Source organism: Faecalibacillus sp. H12 (genome assembly GCF_013361255.1).
Lineage (GTDB): Bacteria > Bacillota_I > Bacilli_A > Erysipelotrichales > Coprobacillaceae > Faecalibacillus > Faecalibacillus intestinalis.
In genome coordinates, this window is the sequence record NZ_JABWDK010000021.1 from 17,908 (window position 1) to 35,793 (window position 17,886).

The 17,886-nt window shown below is 30.5% G+C and carries 14 protein-coding genes, 1 pseudogene and 1 riboswitch; of the genes and pseudogenes, 5 read left to right on the forward strand and 10 right to left on the reverse strand.

Annotated elements, in window-relative coordinates:
• Positions 1-67 precede the first annotated feature (67 nt).
• The 3 genes from HUU89_RS11205 to HUU89_RS11215 all read right to left on the reverse strand — a co-directional run bounded on the left by HUU89_RS11205 (position 68) and on the right by HUU89_RS11215 (position 4,586).
• Entirely contained in the window at positions 68-1,663 is a 1,596-nt protein-coding gene (locus HUU89_RS11205) for an ABC transporter substrate-binding protein (protein WP_175301792.1), read from the reverse strand.
• Between the two features lie 232 nt (positions 1,664-1,895).
• Complete coding sequence (locus HUU89_RS11210; RefSeq protein ID WP_118347457.1) at positions 1,896-2,657, reverse strand: SDR family NAD(P)-dependent oxidoreductase; 762 nt, start codon at positions 2,655-2,657, stop codon at positions 1,896-1,898.
• A 12-nt stretch (positions 2,658-2,669) separates the two neighbouring features.
• Positions 2,670-4,586: an NAD(P)/FAD-dependent oxidoreductase gene (locus HUU89_RS11215; protein ID WP_175301793.1), complete on the reverse strand. Its 1,917-nt coding sequence runs from the start codon at positions 4,584-4,586 to the stop codon at positions 2,670-2,672.
• Between the two features lie 157 nt (positions 4,587-4,743).
• Here HUU89_RS11215 and HUU89_RS11220 point away from each other — a divergent pair, with 157 nt between their 5' ends.
• From HUU89_RS11220 to HUU89_RS11230, 3 genes are all read left to right on the forward strand, one after another.
• Positions 4,744-5,331, forward strand: coding sequence for a TetR/AcrR family transcriptional regulator (locus HUU89_RS11220; protein WP_032089609.1), 588 nt, complete (start codon positions 4,744-4,746; stop codon positions 5,329-5,331).
• Positions 5,332-5,371: 40 nt separating this feature from the next.
• The gene (gene abc-f, locus HUU89_RS11225; RefSeq protein ID WP_175301794.1) at positions 5,372-7,222 is read left to right on the forward strand and encodes a ribosomal protection-like ABC-F family protein; all 1,851 of its coding nucleotides are present in this window, start codon (positions 5,372-5,374) and stop codon (positions 7,220-7,222) included.
• A gap of 90 nt (positions 7,223-7,312) precedes the next feature.
• Positions 7,313-8,731, forward strand: coding sequence for a glycoside hydrolase family 1 protein (locus tag HUU89_RS11230; RefSeq protein ID WP_175301795.1), 1,419 nt, complete (start codon positions 7,313-7,315; stop codon positions 8,729-8,731).
• A 108-nt stretch (positions 8,732-8,839) separates the two neighbouring features.
• Here HUU89_RS11230 and HUU89_RS11235 read toward each other — a convergent pair whose 3' ends face one another.
• The 3 genes from HUU89_RS11235 to HUU89_RS11245 are packed head-to-tail and all read right to left on the reverse strand — an operon-like array spanning position 8,840 to position 11,824.
• The gene (locus HUU89_RS11235) at positions 8,840-10,273 is read right to left on the reverse strand and encodes a prolyl oligopeptidase family serine peptidase (RefSeq protein ID WP_175301796.1); all 1,434 of its coding nucleotides are present in this window, start codon (positions 10,271-10,273) and stop codon (positions 8,840-8,842) included.
• A 54-nt stretch (positions 10,274-10,327) separates the two neighbouring features.
• Complete coding sequence (locus HUU89_RS11240) at positions 10,328-11,164, reverse strand: helix-turn-helix domain-containing protein (protein WP_175301797.1); 837 nt, start codon at positions 11,162-11,164, stop codon at positions 10,328-10,330.
• Positions 11,165-11,206: 42 nt separating this feature from the next.
• Positions 11,207-11,824, reverse strand: a complete 618-nt coding sequence (locus HUU89_RS11245; RefSeq protein WP_175301798.1) for a YczE/YyaS/YitT family protein — start codon at positions 11,822-11,824, stop codon at positions 11,207-11,209.
• A gap of 97 nt (positions 11,825-11,921) precedes the next feature.
• Here HUU89_RS11245 and HUU89_RS11250 point away from each other — a divergent pair, with 97 nt between their 5' ends.
• Positions 11,922-12,695: a LysR family transcriptional regulator gene (locus HUU89_RS11250; RefSeq protein WP_175301799.1), complete on the forward strand. Its 774-nt coding sequence runs from the start codon at positions 11,922-11,924 to the stop codon at positions 12,693-12,695.
• 5 nt (positions 12,696-12,700) lie between these two features.
• On the opposite strand, the gene HUU89_RS11255 is transcribed toward HUU89_RS11250, so the two are convergent.
• Entirely contained in the window at positions 12,701-14,068 is a 1,368-nt protein-coding gene (locus HUU89_RS11255; RefSeq protein WP_175301800.1) for an alanine/glycine:cation symporter family protein, read from the reverse strand.
• A gap of 49 nt (positions 14,069-14,117) precedes the next feature.
• Positions 14,118-14,209, reverse strand: a riboswitch (glycine riboswitch).
• A 150-nt stretch (positions 14,210-14,359) separates the two neighbouring features.
• Between HUU89_RS11255 and HUU89_RS11260 the strand changes: the two genes are divergently transcribed.
• Positions 14,360-14,779: a VanZ family protein gene (locus HUU89_RS11260; RefSeq protein WP_119362584.1), complete on the forward strand. Its 420-nt coding sequence runs from the start codon at positions 14,360-14,362 to the stop codon at positions 14,777-14,779.
• A gap of 19 nt (positions 14,780-14,798) precedes the next feature.
• Here the strand turns inward: HUU89_RS11260 and HUU89_RS11265 are convergent, their stop codons facing one another.
• The 3 genes and pseudogenes from HUU89_RS11265 to HUU89_RS15105 form a co-directional block, all read right to left on the reverse strand.
• Positions 14,799-16,877, reverse strand: coding sequence for a glutamine synthetase III (locus tag HUU89_RS11265; RefSeq protein ID WP_175301801.1), 2,079 nt, complete (start codon positions 16,875-16,877; stop codon positions 14,799-14,801).
• Positions 16,878-17,022: 145 nt separating this feature from the next.
• The gene (locus HUU89_RS11270) at positions 17,023-17,559 is read right to left on the reverse strand and encodes a hypothetical protein (protein WP_052010801.1); all 537 of its coding nucleotides are present in this window, start codon (positions 17,557-17,559) and stop codon (positions 17,023-17,025) included.
• Between the two features lie 148 nt (positions 17,560-17,707).
• Positions 17,708-17,886: pseudogene (locus tag HUU89_RS15105) on the reverse strand (PTS sugar transporter subunit IIC); the annotation flags it as partial.

Genomic DNA, 17,886 nt, shown 5'->3' on the forward strand with positions numbered 1-17,886 from the left:
CTACAATAAATATATGGAATGCATTGCTGCATTCCATATATGATTAACACTTATTTAATTTCATTTACTATTTTTTAGATAAATCAATATCAATGTTATATAAATGATAAATTAAGTTTCCTAATTTAGCATTTTTTACATATGGTTTAGCAACAAATTGTAACTTACCATAATATAATGGAATTGTTCCATAATCTTCACGAGATAAGATATAATCTGCTTTTTTGTATAATTCAACACGTTTATCAGAATCATTTGATTCTCGAGCTTCTTTCATTAATGAATCGAATTCAGGATTATTGTAGAATACACCTTTTCCTACAGCGTTTTCTGAATAGTAATAAGTATACATTTGGTTATCAGCATCTGCATATAATGGGAACCAACCAAGAACTGTAGCTTGTAATTCACCAGCAGCTCTAGCTGAAGACCAAATACCTGCATCAATTGTTTCTACATTCATAGTAATTCCTGCTTCTTTTAAGTAAGCTTGTAATGCAGTAGCGATTTTTTCTTCTTTTTGTCTAACTTTGCAAGTAAATGTAGGGTTTGAAATACCTGCATCAGCTAAAACTTGTTTAGCTTTTTTAACGTTATGTTCATAAGTTTTTAATTTGTCATCATGTCCTGGAACACCTGGGTTTAAGAATGATGAAGCTGGTTCAGCAGCACCATTTAATACGGTACTACATAATTCTTTACGGTTAATAGCTAATGAGATTGCTTCTCTAACTGCTTTATTACTTAATACTGGATCATTATCTTTAATTGATAAGAAATATGTACCTAATGGAGTTACTTGAGTAATTTCATCTTTTAAATCACTATCTTTATATTGATCTAATAATGAAGTATCTAAGTCACACATATCAATGTTACCTTGTTCATATTCCATCATTTTTGTACTGTAGTCATCAATATAAACAACTTCTAAACGATCTAAGTTAGGTTTTTTACCATGATATTTTTTATTTGGAACCATTACAACTTTAGTTTGTTCATCATTTTCTTTAATTACATAAGGACCAGTACCAATTAAGTTAGTTCCTTTACCCCAGTTTTCACCAGCAGCAGCACATGCATCAGAAGGATAAATTGATGCATAGTCCATACCTAAGTTAGCAACAAATGGCGCAAATTTGTAATTAATATGTAATTTAAAAGTGTAATCATCAACAGTTTCAAAACCACTTAATTCAGTAGCTTTACCATCTAACATATCTTGAGCACCAGTAATCATGTTGTACATATATGTATTTGTACATCCTGTTGCTGGTGTAAACATTCTTTCGAATGTATATTTAACGTCTTCAGTAGTTAAATCAGAACCATCTGAGAATTTAACACCTTTTTTAAGTGTAATTGTATAAGTTAATCCATCATCAGATACTTCTGGCATGTCTTTAGCAAGAACACATTCTTCTTTATTGTCATCATTCCAACGATATAATCCTTCTAATACGTTGTCAGCAACAGAAGAAGCCCCTGAGTTAGTATTAGTTTGCATATCTAAACCAACTTTTGGATTAGATTGACCAAAGCGAAATACTTTTTCGCCACTTTCTGTACTTTTGCTTGAGCTACTTGAACCACCACATCCAGCTAAGGATACAGCCATTGCAGCAACAGCAAGAACAGATAAAGATTTCTTTAATAAGTTCATTTCCCTTTCCTCCTAGTTTTAACAATTCCCTACTTAAACTTTCTTAAAGCACCTTTGTATTATATCAAAGGGCTTTCTTGATTTCAACAGAATGTTGCATTTTTGTATACAATTGAAAACAATTATCTAATTCCATACCTTATTATCATACTTTTTTATTTTTTTTTGCAAAAAAATGTTCTTGTTTATGCAAAAAAACAATATCCAATCCATATGGATATTGTTTTTTATTTTAAAGCATACTTGTCATTCCACCATCAATAACAAGTAATTGTCCTGTTGTATAAGTACAAGCGTCACTTGCAAAGTAAATTAGTGCTCCATTCATTTCACCTTCACGACCAAATCTCTTAAGAGCTACTCTGTTTTTTAAAACAAGAGAACCCGGTGCATCTAAAGCATCATGTGTCATTTCTGTATCATAGACACCTGGTGCAATCGCATTAACAAGAATACCATAAGGGGCTAAATCTCCAGCCATGGCTTTTGTAAGATTGACAACCCCGCCTTTAGCCGCAAAATAACTTACTTGAGCAGGTCCAGCTTGAATACCACCAACCGATGAAATATTAATAATTCTTCCATATTTTTGTTTCATCATAATAGTTGAAACTTCTCTTGCCATGAGGAAAACACCTTTTAAATCCGTATCTAAAACTTTATCCCATTGTGCCGTTGTATGATCATGAAGACCACTTGAGTATTCAACAACACCTGCATTATTGACAAGAATATCAATTTTTCCAAAATGATCTACGACAGCATTAACCGCATTTTTAATACTTTCTTCATCTGTAACATCACATGAAACAGGTAAACAATCATGTCCATTTTGTTTTAATTCTTTAGAAAATTCTTCTAATCTTTCTTTTCTACGTGCAAGAATAGCGACATCACATCCTTGTTCACTCAATGCTCTTGCAAATTGTTGTCCAAGTCCACTTGAAGCTCCTGTAACAACCGCTACTTTTCCTGTTAAATCAAAACTAATCATCTTTATTATCTCCTATTCCATCACACGGATTGCATGATATCCCTCATGAATTGCAGTTAAAATTTTTCTTGGTGCAACAGCATCTCCAATAACAGCAACTTCATCATATTTTTCATCTAATAATTCTTCTAATTGATTATTAGGTCTAAATCCAACAGCATTTAAAACAGTATCACATTCAAGCGTCATTGTTTGTCCATCTCTTTCAAATGTAACACTTGTTGGTGTAATATTTGTTACTTTAGCGTTTGCTTCAACTTTAACACCACGATCTTTAACCATTTTTCTTAAATGTTGATCGTTGTTTAAACAATGGTTTGCTGTAAATAAGATGTCTGGACACATTTCTACTAATGTCACATCTCCATCTTTTCCAGCAATATCACAAGCAGCTTCTGTTCCAGCAAGACCAGCACCAATAACAACAACTTTTTTACCAACTGTTGCTTGATGTGTTAAATAATCACTCGCAAGAACTGTTGTATCAATACCTGTAATTGGTGGCATAGCAGGAGTTGAACCAGCAGCTAAAATAACTTTGTCATAATCTCCTTCAAGATTATCTTTTGTAATTGCTGTATTTAAATGAATATTAACTCCTAATTTTTGACATTGTGTTTCTAAGTATTTAATTAATTTTAAAACATCCGCTTTAAAATCAGGACCACCTGCAGGCCATAAAGTTCCACCTAATTTATCCTCTTTTTCATATAAATCAACATCAAAACCACGACGTTTTGCAGTAATGGCAGCCATCATACCAGCTGGACCTCCACCAATAACTAATACATTACGTTTTTGACCATTTGGAAGTGGTAAAGCATAAGCTTTTTCTGCATAACATAATGGGTTTACTGCACAATAGTAGTGTTTTCCACTAAATCCAGCGAGTAAACATTCATTACATCCAACACATGGAGCGATATCTTCTTCATGATGTGCTTTGACTTTTTTAGGCCAATATGGATCAGCTAACATTTGATGAGCAAGTCCTACATAATCTAAAATACCATCTTCAACAGCTTTTTTAGCCACTTCAGGATCTTTTAAGTTCCCATCACCTAATACTGGAACGCTTACAATATCTTTAATTGCTTTTTGTACATCAAGTTTATATCCTTCTTTACTATAAACAGTTGTAATCGCTTGGAACCATTCTTCATAACATCCTGTATCAACATGTAAAGCATCAACCCCTGCTTTTTCTAAGATTTTAGCCATTTCAATACCTTCATTAATGGTTCTAAAGCCTTCTACTCTTTGATGTGGTGTAAATTTAACAAGTACAGGCATTGTATCTGGAACGTTCTTTTTAATTGCTTCAATACATTCCAATGTAAAACGCATACGATTTTCAAGTGTTCCACCATATTCATCTGTTCTATTATTCCATTGAACAGAATGGAATTGATCTAATAAATATCCTCCATACGCATGTAATTCAACGCAGTCTGCACCAGCATTTACAGCAAGTGAAGCACTGTACCCTACTTTTTCTACTAAATAATGAATATCTTCTTTTGAAAAAGGTTTACAAATTAAATTTGGGAACCAGAATGCACCTACACTACCCGCACTATAAGGTGGTGTAAAAGGATCGGTAAATTGTTGACGTCCTAAACCTGGTGATAATTGTACACAGACTTTTGCTCCATAAGCATGACATCTTTCAATTAACATATTTAATCTTTCTACATGATGGAAATCAGAAAGTTCTGTACATGGTCTTGGTTCATATTTTGTCGAAACAACGTTAGCACCTGTAATAATTAAACCAGCGCCACCTTTTGCTCTTTCTTCAAAATAATCAATACCTTCATTACAATAAGCTCCATCAGCTTCTCCTGTTGTTCCCATAGGTGACATGAAAATTCTGTTTTTTAATTTCATTTTACCTATGTATGTCTTATCAAATAAACTCTTAGCCATTTTCTTTTTCCTCCTCTACCAGAGTAAATGTTTATTTAACTCAAGTAAATTATATAACTGTAAAACTAAATGTCAACGCTTTCATAAAATAAAAGTGAATTTTTTAACAAGCCTCTTTCCATTAATTCTATGGTATATTATTTCTAAGGAGAATTTTATGAAAATAACAAAAGAAGAAATATCACAAACAGCTGTTCAGCTTTTTTTAGATAAAGGATATAACAATGTCACAATTCAAGATATTTGTAACGAATTACATATCACCAAACCAACTTTATATAAATACGTCAATAATAAAGAAGAGCTTATTTTAGATCTTTATGATTCAACCATCGATCATCTTGTAAAAGACACGTATAAACTAGTTGATAGTGATAGTCACTACCAACAATTACTTATTGTCTTTTCTACATTAATTAAAGATACTAAAAAATATGGTTATGATTTATTTAGTCAAATGTTTATTGCGAATTTAAAAGAAAATCGTCATAGCTTTGATATGCGTGATAATCTTACAAAACTTTGTATCATCATTATAAAAAAAGCCCAAGAACAAAAAGAAATTCATAATTTATCGAATCCAGAGATTTTATATCAAGCTTTAGCGCATGCCTTTACAGGACATGAAGCTTTATGGTGTATTAAAAAAGATTCACCTTGTTTTGATGAAGCTTTTTATCTAAGCATGAATGCTTTATTAGAAGTAGATTCTACTTATCAAGATTTATACAAAGAATATTTGTAAACAACTTATTTTATTGATAGAATAGTCGAGGTGATGAAAAATGCTTATAGAATGTTCAAATATAAAAAAATCATTTCAAGGAACTGATTTATTAACAGATATTAGTTTTAAAGTAGATGACCATGATAAAATTGCGATTATCGGTGTCAATGGGGCGGGTAAAACAACCATCTTAAATATCTTAATTGGTGAAGAAAGTTATGATAGTGGTGATTTATTTAAAAGCCGTGATTTAAATATCGGCTATTTAAAACAGCATCATGATTTAGATATGAATAAAACCATTTATGAATGTGCTTTAGAAGTCTTTGCGTCGCTTATTCAAATAGAAAATCGTATGCGTGAATTAGAAAGTATGATGTCTTATGATCATAGTGAACAAGTCATGAATGAATATGATTCATTGACTCAAAGATTTAATGAAAAAGATGGCTTTAGTTATCCAAGTCGTATTGTCGGGGTTTTAAAAGGAATGGGTTTTGTGGAAGAAGACTTTCAAAAATATGTCCATGAATTATCTGGAGGTCAAAAAACCAGACTTTGTCTTGCCAAGCTTTTATTAGAAGAACCTAAACTTTTGGTTTTAGATGAACCAACCAACCATTTAGATAGTCAAGCAATTTCCTTTTTAGAAAACTATTTAAAAGGATATAAAAATGCTTTGATTGTGGTTAGCCATGACCGTTATTTTATTGATGTTGTTTCTAATAAGATCATTGAAATAGAAAATGGAAAAAGTCATAGTTATAATTGTCGTTATGAAGAATATTCTATTCAAAAAAGAACACAACGTGCGATTGATTTAAAACACTATATCAATCAACAAAAAGAAATAAAAAAAATACAAGAAAGTATTGATACATTAAAATCATTCAATCGTGAAAAAAGTATTAAACGTGCAGAATCGAAAGAAAAACAACTTGCAAAGATTGAACGTATTGACCGACCAGAAAATTTACCAAGTGCCATCACTGTTCAATTTACACCAGCTATTGAATCAGGTTACGATGTTTTAAAAGTTAATGATTTATCGATGCGTTATGATCAAATTGTTTTTGAACACTGTAATCTTGATATCAAAAAAGGAGAACGCGTTGCGATTGTTGGTGAAAACGGGGTTGGTAAAACCACTTTATTTAAAGCGCTTGTAGGTCAATTGCCAATTGAACACGGTAAAATTCGTTTTGGTAGTCACGTAGAAATGGCCTACTACGATCAAGAACATGAATCTTTAAATTATAATAAAACGATTTTTGATGAAATCAGTGATTGTTATCCACGTATGACCAATCAAGAAATTAGAAGTACTCTTGCTATGTTTAACTTTAGAGGCGACGATGTCTTTAAAGATATTGCAATGCTTTCAGGTGGAGAAAGAGGACGTGTTGTTTTAACCGAAGTTTTATTAAAACAAGCTAACTTCTTAATTCTAGATGAACCAACCAACCACTTAGATATTTCTTCCAAAGAAGTTTTAGAAGAAGCTTTAAGAAGTTTTGAAGGAACAATTTTATTTATTAGTCATGATCGTTATTTTATTAATAAAATTGCGACTCGTGTAATCGAAGTACAAAAAGATCAATGTCTTTCTTATAATGGTAATTATGATGATTATTTAAATCAAAAAACACCTGTTGTAGAAACAACTCAAAAGATTGTTACAGAAGCTAAACAAAGACAGATCATTGATAAAAAAACTAAGAATGAAATTAAAAAACTTGAAAGAACGATTGATTCTTTAGAAAAAGAAATTAATTCTTTAAAAGAAGAACTCACAAGTGAAGAAGTTATGAATAATTATAAAAAATATAATGAAATTACAGATTCTATTGAAGAAAAAGAAATGGAATTAATGGAAATCATGGAAAAATGGGAACAGTTACAAGCCTAACTGTCCCATTTTTTTCATAATATAAAAAAAATCAATATTTTAATATTATTTATGTATAATAGCCTTGAATTTAAGGAGGATATTTAAAATATGTTACACAAAACTTTAAAACCATTTCCTAAAGATTTCCTTTGGGGGGCAAGTACAAGTGCTTATCAAGTAGAAGGTGCAAGTTTAGAAGATGGAAAAGGTCCATCATGTCAAGATGTTAAAGTTGTACCAGAAGGAACTTCTGATTTAAAAGTCTGTGCAGATCAATATCACAGATATAAAGAAGATATCGCTTTAATGGCAGAAATGGGATTCAAAACTTATCGTTTCTCAATTTCTTGGTCAAGAATTATTCCTGAAGGAACAGGAGCTATCAACCCTAAAGGGATTGAATACTATAACAATGTGATCGATGAATGTTTAAAATATGGAATCGAACCATTAGTAACTATGTTCCATTTCGATATGCCTGCAGCATTAGATGAACGTGGATCATGGGGAAACAGAGACTCAATCGATTGGTTCTTAAACTTCGCAAAAGTTATGTTTGAAAACTTTGGTGATCGTGTTAAATATTGGTTAACAATCAATGAACAAAACATGTTAACTTTAGTTGGACCAGTTATTGGAACATTAATGATTCCTGAAGGATGTACAAATGTTTTAAAAGAAACTTACCAACAAAACCACCATATGTTAGTAGCACAAGCAAAAGCGATGGCTTTATGTCATGAAATGTTACCAGGTGCTAAAATTGGACCAGCTCCAAATATCTCATTAGTTTACCCAGCAAGCTGTAAACCAGAAGATGTTTTAGCTGCACAAAACTACAATGCTATTAGAAACTGGTTATATTTAGATATGGCTGTTTATGGTGTTTATAACAACTTAGTATGGGCTTATTTAGAAGAAAATGATGCATGTCCTGAATTTGGTGAAGGTGACGCAGAAGCATTAAAGAACGGTCATCCTGATTTCATCGGTTTCAACTATTATAATACTGCTACTGTAGAAGCTAGTGATGGAACTGAAGAATTAGATCCAGGTGCAGATCAACAAACTGCTCGTGGTGAAGCTGGTGTTTATAGAGGATATAAAAACCCTAACTTACCAACTACTGAATTTGGTTGGGAAATCGATCCTATGGGATTTAGAGCAACAATTCGTGAAATGTATTCAAGATATCGTTTACCTATGGTCGTTACTGAAAATGGTTTAGGTGCTTATGATACTTTAACTGAAGATGGAAAAGTTCATGATCAATACAGAATTGAATATCTAAGAAAACATATTGAACAAATTCAATTAGCGATTACTGATGGTGCAGAAATGATGGGATATTGCCCATGGTCAGCAATTGATTTAATTTCTACTCATGAAGGTATGGTTAAACGTTATGGATTTATTTATGTAGATCGAGATGAATTTGATTTAAAAACATTAGATCGTTATAGAAAAGATTCATTCTATTGGTATAAAAAAGTTATCTCATCTAACGGTGAAGATTTAACTGATTAATAATTAAGTATTTTAAAAAGAAGTTTAACTTTGTTAAGCTTCTTTTTCTACTATTATAAAGCAAAAAATTACGAATTATTACTTCGTAATTTTTTAGTAATATTTTAATTATTTTGTTATAGATTTTTTATTTTTCTTGTGAATATACTCTGCCATTACAGCCATACTAATACTTCCTGTTACAACATATAAATAAACATAGTTTGTATCACCCGTTTTAACTGCACTTGTTTTATTAACTGGTTCATTTTTTATCGTATTTTCTACAGGTGTTTTTATTTCATTATTTAAAGATTGTTGAGCTGTCCATTGCCATAAATGTTCTCCATTATTTTCTGGTTCATTTTTAGCTGTATGAATCCAAGAACTATGTCCACCTGTTTCATATGTAGTTAATATAGCACCTTTATCTTTTAATAAAGTATAAACTCTTAATGCACTTTCTTCGTATTTAACTGTTGTATCATCTTTAGCTTGAATAACCCATGTTGGTATATTAATTGATTTTATCTCTTCATCTGTAATTATTCTACCTTCACCATATGTTTTTATGTTTTGTTGATCAATAGCTGGACATGTTGATACTACTGCAGCAAATAAATTTGGATTATGTACAACCATATCTAATGCCATATACCCTCCTGCTGAACATCCATAAGAATATATTCTATTTGAATCAATATTATTATTTTTTATAATATTATTAATCAATTTTGTTGCATCATCAATATTTTCTGACCATTCATGTGGAGTTTGAGGCGCCAATACATATGCTCCATTAAAAATATTTTGTGCTTCATCGCTTGCTAAAGCAACAGCTCCTCTATTTGCTTTTAATTGAGAAAGATTATTATAGTGTAATCCTCTAAATCCAGATTCTCCACCTCCATGAAACCATACTATAAGTGGGTGTTTATTCCCATCATTTGCATTATTAGGTGTATAAAATTGATATTTTAACCCATTTGATTCACCTGCACTAAATTTATCAATTTCTTCATTTATGATTTTTTCATTTTGTAAAAATTGAATATTACTTAATTCACTTCCATCTTTTAATGGTAATCCCTCATTCAAAGTAATTGTATACTTTATATTCAATAAAGAATTACACCCTTTTAACGTTGTAAAATTTGCTGTAAAATCTAATGTGCTTTTCCCTTTTGTTTCTTCATCGGTCACTAAGTGTAAAATAATATTTCCATTTTTTTCTTCTACACTTTCAACTTTTCTTTCTTCATCATATAATCCACAATGTTGTAAACCAGATTGAGAAGTAGGACCAAAAAATTCTTTTTCAAGTTGGCTAGAATATACTGTTGTTCCTGTTGCATGAACATTAAACATATCTTTTGTTATCTTACTATCATCAATTTCTAGATTAGATGTTTTCAAAACAACAGAATCTATAGCTTCTCCATCATCATAAACTATAGAATGTAAATCAAAATTAACGTTTTGTCCATCTAATGCATAAACTGGAATAATTGCAAAAGAGAACAACAACATTATACTAAATAAATAAGTTGTAATTTTTTTCATTATACCCTTCCTTTCTATATTTAAAATATATAGAAAATAATAGATAAATTATATTTATTTAGTGACTTTCTCGTCATTAATATGTGACTTTCTATATTGTCCTGGTGTCAATTTAAATATTTTTTTAAAAGAATTAATGTATTGTGTTTCGTTAGAAAATCCTATATTAAACGCAATATCAGTAATTGTTTTATTATTCAATTCTAACTCAATTAGCGATTTATTTAACCTATATTGAGTTAAATAATCTTTAAATGGCATACCTATTTCTTTTTTAAAAAATCTTGAAAAATACTCTCTAGAATATCCAAAATATTTTGCTACCTCATATACAAGCAATTCTTCATTATAGTGGTTATTAACATATTCTAATATATCTTTTGTCTTTTCTGTTTTAATCATTTTACGTTCATTTTTACAATTTTCGTATAAAAAAATTAACATTTCCAATGTCACCATTAATATGTTCATATATTTGGTAGATTGATTACTTATATAAAAGCTATAAATATCCATCATATATTTTGTTATTTTCTTATTTAAAAACGGCTCGTCAATATTGAAATATATATTCTTAATATCAGGTATCATTTTCTTTAAAAATCCGTAATTTACATGCATTGTATATCCTACAATTTTTTCATCAAATTCTTTATATTGAGGTATAGAATAATGAATTTCTTCACAATTTGATATATTCACTTCATTCTTATAACGAATTCTTTTCATCCCATCATTAAAAAAAATAACTTTTCCTTCAAACACTATTGATAATTCTAAAGACCTATGCCAATGTGCTGTACAAATTTGACATGGACTTTTTTTATGAGGATAAATACTTATAGGTAAATTATTCATTGTTTTTGTTATTTCATAATATATTTTTTGCATTTTTCCCTCCGACTTAAAATTCAATCCATTGAGTTATTATTTTTAATAGCATTTTTTATATGTCTTTAATTGCAAGTTTTCTAAAACACTTATTACACGTCCTATATAAAAAGCTGAAAAAACAGTTCCTAACCCAATACCATAAATAGAACTACGGCAAACAAGACAGATAATTATTGTTGCTAGAATCATACTAATATCAAAGATGTTCTTACATAAAGAATAAGGTCTATGGAAAACTTCTGAAATACTTAATACCAAACCATCAACAGGTGTCATAATTAAATTTCCTTTAATCATAAAATACACACCTATTGCACAACACGTATTCCCTATTAATAACACAAGGATTTGTGTATAAAGATTCAAATTTATTGTAGGTATTATGTATTGATATAAATCTACCAAAAAACCAAAAATAAAAGAAAACGGAATTTCTAAAATAAACTTCATACTGATTTTTCTTTCAAGAATCATTTGAATACAAACAAAGATTAAATAAAAAACAATATTTGCTTGTCCAAATGTTAGAAAAGTTAAAAAACTTACCGCATAAGGAAGGGTACTAAAAGCACCAACCCCTAAATTCGATAACGTATTACATGTAATTCCCAATACTAAAATATTCATTCCTAATAAATAATAAACATATCTTTTCATAGCATCCCTCTTTTCAAAGCTATTTTATTGAATTTGTTAATAACTTTCCAATATTATTATTTCATATTATAATAACTATAAGTTATGAGGTGATACTATGAATATTAAACAACTTGAATATTTTGTTGATTTAAGTCAAACATTGAATTTCACTAAAACTGCGCAAAATTTCTATATTAGTCAAACAGCTATTACTAAACAAATCCAATGTTTAGAAGATGATTTAGGTATTCCTTTATTTCATCGTACAAAGAAATGTGTTTCTCTTACAAGTGAAGGCCGATCATACTTACCGTATGCAAAGAAAATATTAGAAGATATTGCTTTAAGTTATCAAATTATCGAAGAATATCAAAAAGGTAATCAAGGAAGTATTTTTATTGGTTTTATTAAATCTTTAGATGACGAACTTCTTTTAAAGTTATTGCAAAAAATAAAAGACCATTTCCCACACATTGATCTTCATTATAAAGCGTATTCAAGAAAAGAACTTTTAACATTATTTAAAGAAAGACAATTAGATGCCATTATTACTTTTGAATACCCCGAAATAAAAGATTATCAACATCTTCTTATAAAAACATGTCATCTAAGAAAGTATTATCATCAAGCTTGTTCACTTGATTCTTTAAAACTTATTTATGATGTTCGTCAAGAATCTATGGAACAGTACGAAATAGAACAAACACTTTTAAAAGTATGTTTAAAAGAAGGATATGCCATTTTACATGATTTTATCGAATCAAATCAATATTCTAAATATCTTCAATATCAAGATTTAGATATTCTTTCTTCAATATCTTTATACTATCATAAAGATTCTACCAATAAAATTTTAAAAAATATTCTTCAACTCATAGAAAAAGGATAGCCTCGCTATCCTTCTATATTTGTAACCAATTCTACAGGTTGTTCATATTCAAAATATTTTGCTGTTTCTGCAACAATTTCTTTTCTTAAACCAATTAATCCAATTAAGTTAGGAATTGCCATACACCCATTGACAATATCCGCTAAGACAAAGATAAATTCTAAAGACATAAATGGTCCAATTGCAATAAATATAATAAAAACAATTTTATAAATCTTTACTGCTTTTAAACCTTTAAGATAATACATACATCTTTCTCCATAATAATTCCATCCAATAATTGTTGTAAAGGCAAAGAATACAAGACCAATATTGACAATATATTTACCAATTAATGGAATAAATAGTCCCACTGAAAATGCATGTGTTGTCATCGCTGCACCATCTAATCCTGTTGTATAAGATTGTGTCAACACGATAGCAAGACCTGTCATAGTACAAATCACAATCGTATCAATAAATGTTCCTGTCATGGAAACAAGTCCTTGTTCAACACAAGAGTCTGTTTTAGCGGCAGCGGCCGCAATTGGAGCACTTCCAAGTCCACTTTCATTCGAGAAGATACCTCGACTAATTCCCTTTTGCATCGCAATAACCATCGTAATTCCAGTTCCTCCACCAAAAACTGCTTGAGGTGTAAAAGCTGATTTAATAATTAAAGCAACGGCACTTGGTAATACGGTAATATGTGACACAAGTATTAAAACGACCCCTCCAATGTATAACACACACATTAGTGGAATAACTTTTTCTGCCACGGAAGCAATTCTTTTGATTCCTCCAATAGTAATAAAAGCAACTGCAATTGTTAGAAGAATTGCTGTTATGTAACGTGGAACATTAAGTGACATTGAAAGTCCATCAGAAATTGATTTTACTTGCGTAAATGTTCCAATTCCAAGTAACGCTACAGATACACCAAAGAAAGCAAAAATTTTTGCAAGCAAAGGACTATGTAGACCTTTTTCTAAATAATACATTGGTCCTCCTGCAATCTCACCATTTTCATCTTTTTGACGATAACGAATTGCAAGTAACCCTTCGGCATATTTAGTAGCCATCCCAAAAAAGGCTGAAATCCACATCCAAAATAAAGCACCGGGTCCTCCTGCCGCAATTGCAGTAGCGACACCGACAATATTTCCTGTCCCTATCGTTGAAGAAAGTGCAGTACATAAAGCTTGAAAGCTACTGACGTCTCCATCTCCTTTTTGTTTTTTAAAGATGCATTTAAAAGCTAATTTTAATTTTGTAAGCTGGATCAATCTTAATTTGAAAGTAAAGTAAATACCTGTCCCTAATAATAGACAAATAAGTGGTAATCCCCATACATAATCATTAATTTGTTTTAATATTTGTGTTAGTAATTGCATAAAAAAACTCCTCCTAATAAATTAGTCGGAATTAATAATGAAAAAATACTATTTAGCCACTGTCCTTTTACCTGAGAGTTTCACCCTAACGGGTTTGCTCCTTCGGTGTTCAATTGAATGAATCTCTCCAATGGTTCGTCCAATAGCGATCCTTTTACCTGAAATCTTTAATTCTTCGGTGTTCTTATAGAATCTCTTTCGCCATTATCATCCGATATACGTTCTCATTATACCAAATTGTATACAATTGTAAACATTTATTTTATAATTATTATTTGTTATAATGCACGTATGAAAAAAAATAAATATTTAATACTTACGATACTTTGGATGATTTTTATCTTTGTGATGTCACAAACTCCAGGAAATGATTCTTCTAAACAAAGTAATTTTATTGTGGATATCATTATTCACATACTTCCAATTACAAGAGATACCCTTTCCTTCATTGTAAGAAAATGTGCACATATGACAGAATATGCCATTCTTGCATTCTTACTTTATAAAACTTTTATACATAAACAAAATCCATTGATAAAATCATTTATATTTACTGCTTTATATGCCTGTAGTGATGAATTTCACCAACTCTTTATTTCTGGCAGAGCTGGACAAATAAGAGATGTGTGTATTGATTCAACAGGGGCATTGATCATGCTTTTAATCATTTATTTTATACTTAAAAGAAAGGACAAAAAAATCGGTTCATAGAACCGATTTTTAATATATACTAAATACCAAATAATAAGTCTACATAAGTTGGAATTGGCCAATAAGAATCATCAACTAATTCTTCAATTGTATCCACTGTTTCTCTTAATGATTGCATCATTCCGAAAACATCATCTCTCCACATAGTAGCTACTTCGAAGATTTCTTCTTCGCTTGCTTGTGCTTTTGCGATATTATTTTCTAATGTCGTTAATTTATCTTTAGTTTCTTGTAATAACGTTGCAAGTTTTGTTGCATCTTCAGTTAAGAATGCTGCTGGAATACCTGCTTCTTTTGCAGCAACAACTTCTGATGATACTTTAGCTAAATAATCACAAGCTGCTGGATAAATTTGTGTTTTAACCATTTTAACTGCAGTTAAAGCTTCAACTTGAATTGTTTTAATATAGTTATCTAATAAGATTTCATAACGTGAAGCGATTTCTACTTTTGTATAAACACCTTGACGATCTAACATATCAATATATTTTGCATCTTTTAAGCATTTTAAAGCATCAACAGTGTTTTTGTGGTTAGGAAGTCCACGTCTTTTTGCTTCTTCTTCCCATTCAGCTGAATATCCATCACCATTGAAGATAATTCTCTTATGTTCAGAAATAAATTCTTTAACAACTTCTTCAAATGATTTTCCACCTTCAATAGCTTCAGCCATTTGAGTCATTTCTTCAGCTAACATTGAATTTAAGATTGTATTTGGACCAGCTACAGATTGTGCAGAACCTACAGCACGGAATTCAAATTTATTACCTGTAAAGGCAAATGGTGAAGTTCTGTTACGATCTGTATTGTCTTTAGAGAATGTTGGAACAACAGAAACACCTGTATCAAAACGTCCAAGTTCTTCATGATCAGATTTTTTACCAGTACAAATATCTTCTACAACTTTATCTAATTCTTCACCTAAGAACATAGAAATGATTGCTGGTGGTGCTTCGTTTGCTCCTAAACGATGATCGTTTCCAGCAGAAGCAATTGACATACGTAAGATTTCAGCATATTCATCAACAGCTTTAATTGTACAAGCTAATGCAGCTAAGAATGGTTTATTTTCTTCAGGATTTTTTCCTGGATTAAATAAGTTGATTCCTGTATTAGTAATTACTGACCAGTTATCATGTTTACCAGAACCATTAACTCCAGCAAATGGTTTTTCATGTAATAAACAACGTAAACCATGTTTTTTAGCGATATCTTGAGCAATTTGCATTAATAAATGGTTGTTATCTGTAGTAATATTTACTTTTGCATAAACACAAGCAACTTCATGTTGTGCTGGTGCAACTTCATTATGTTTTGTTTTAGATGGAATTCCATATTTCCATAATTCAGCATCTAAATCTTTCATGAAAGCCGCAACTTTACGTTTTAAAGAACCGAAGTAATGATCTTCTAATTCTTGTCCTTTTGGTGCCATAGCTCCAAATAAAGTTCTACCAGTTAATTTTAAATCCATACGTTCTTGATAATATTTATCATCAACTAAGAAATATTCTTGTTCAGCCCCTACTGAAGCAGAAACTTTAGTTACCCCTTCAACCCCGATTAAAGGTAACAAACGACAAGCTGCTTTACTTAAAGCATCACATGATCTAAGTAAAGGTGTTTTTTTATCTAATGCTTCCCCTGTATATGAACAGAATAACGTTGGAATATATAATGTTCCATCTTTAACGAATGCAGGTGATGTACAATCCCATGCTGTATATCCTCTGGCTTCGAAAGTAGCTCTTAAACCACCTGATGGAAATGAAGAAGCATCAGGTTCTCCTTTTCTTAATGTTTTCCCACTAAATTCTAGAACAGCTTTTGACCCATCTGGTTCTAAGAAAGCATCATGCTTTTCAGCAGTTAATCCTGTCATTGGTGTAAACCAGTGAGTAAAATGTGTAGCTCCATGTTCAACTGCCCAAATTTTCATTGCATTCGCAATAACAGTTGCACATTCTTTTGATAATTCTTCGCCTTTATCAAGCGATTCATGGAATGCTTTATATGTTGATTTAGGAATTCTTTCCTTCATAACATCATCAGTAAAAGCTAGGCATCCATAATCTTCAACTAACTTGTTAAATTCCATCTTTGTATCCCCCTTATTTAGTATATAAATTATCATTTATATGATGTCATTATACAAACGAAAATATGGGTTGTCAATAACCATTACAAAGTTTTTATCATTTTGATAATTTTTTATTTATTTTATACAAAAAAAGAGCTGCATACTATTGAGCAGCAGTTCTTTTAGCTTTCTTTTCTTCTTTTCTTCTTTTCTTTTCCCATTTACGATGAGTTTGGTTATATTCTTCAACTTGACAGTGAATTCTCTTATTTGAATGAACAACAGCATCCACAAATCCCATTTGATCTTTTGGAGCAACAGTTTGACGAGTTCCATCGTCCATATAGATTTCATATGAATGTGCATTTGTAATGATCTTTGTCATTTTAGCGATTGGATCAGTAATTGTTTCACAGTTCATTAAGTTTATTTCTTTTGTTTTTCCAATTCTTCTATGAATTTCTAAAGTTCTTCTTTTTACAACATATTTATAAGGTCTATATCCAAATAAATATCCAATAGCAACAACCCCTAATACAATAATTGCAGGTAAATCACTAAAATTACCTGAAACAATCATATACACCACATAGATTACATAAAATACACTAAAGTATGCAGCAGGTAAATTTAATTGAACTTTAAATTCTTTTTCAAATGGTGTTAATTCCGCATTTGATTCGACTTTTTTTGATTCCATAAAAACCCCTCTTTAATTCTATACTTTCAATATTTAATAAATATCAATTTTCTTTAATAAAGTCAACTCATATTCATTAAATATTTTTTTATAAAATAAGGGACGGGGAAGCCCGCCCTTATTTATTATCTTATTTAATTTATCAATATTAAGCTTCTGCAGCTTGTTTGTTTTGATATTTTTCGTAAGAGATTAAGAATGGTGTGTAAATAACTGTTGAAACAACAATTAAGATTGCTTGAGTTACTGCACCCATTACGTTAGCACCACATGCTAAGAAACCAAATACGATTGGTGGAGTTGTCCAAGGTACTGTTAAACATGCAA

Bases quoted from the DNA above. Each gene is read 5' to 3' on its own strand.
- HUU89_RS11205 (WP_175301792.1), bottom strand. From the start codon at position 1,663: ATGAACTTATTAAAGAAATCTTTATCTGTTCTTGCTGTTGCTGCAATG.
- HUU89_RS11210 (WP_118347457.1), bottom strand. From the start codon at position 2,657: ATGATTAGTTTTGATTTAACAGGAAAAGTAGCGGTTGTTACAGGAGCT.
- HUU89_RS11215 (WP_175301793.1), bottom strand. From the start codon at position 4,586: ATGGCTAAGAGTTTATTTGATAAGACATACATAGGTAAAATGAAATTA.
- HUU89_RS11220 (WP_032089609.1), top strand. From the start codon at position 4,744: ATGAAAATAACAAAAGAAGAAATATCACAAACAGCTGTTCAGCTTTTT.
- abc-f (WP_175301794.1), top strand. From the start codon at position 5,372: ATGCTTATAGAATGTTCAAATATAAAAAAATCATTTCAAGGAACTGAT.
- HUU89_RS11230 (WP_175301795.1), top strand. From the start codon at position 7,313: ATGTTACACAAAACTTTAAAACCATTTCCTAAAGATTTCCTTTGGGGG.
- HUU89_RS11235 (WP_175301796.1), bottom strand. From the start codon at position 10,273: ATGAAAAAAATTACAACTTATTTATTTAGTATAATGTTGTTGTTCTCT.
- HUU89_RS11240 (WP_175301797.1), bottom strand. From the start codon at position 11,164: ATGCAAAAAATATATTATGAAATAACAAAAACAATGAATAATTTACCT.
- HUU89_RS11245 (WP_175301798.1), bottom strand. From the start codon at position 11,824: ATGAAAAGATATGTTTATTATTTATTAGGAATGAATATTTTAGTATTG.
- HUU89_RS11250 (WP_175301799.1), top strand. From the start codon at position 11,922: ATGAATATTAAACAACTTGAATATTTTGTTGATTTAAGTCAAACATTG.
- HUU89_RS11255 (WP_175301800.1), bottom strand. From the start codon at position 14,068: ATGCAATTACTAACACAAATATTAAAACAAATTAATGATTATGTATGG.
- HUU89_RS11260 (WP_119362584.1), top strand. From the start codon at position 14,360: ATGAAAAAAAATAAATATTTAATACTTACGATACTTTGGATGATTTTT.
- HUU89_RS11265 (WP_175301801.1), bottom strand. From the start codon at position 16,877: ATGGAATTTAACAAGTTAGTTGAAGATTATGGATGCCTAGCTTTTACT.
- HUU89_RS11270 (WP_052010801.1), bottom strand. From the start codon at position 17,559: ATGGAATCAAAAAAAGTCGAATCAAATGCGGAATTAACACCATTTGAA.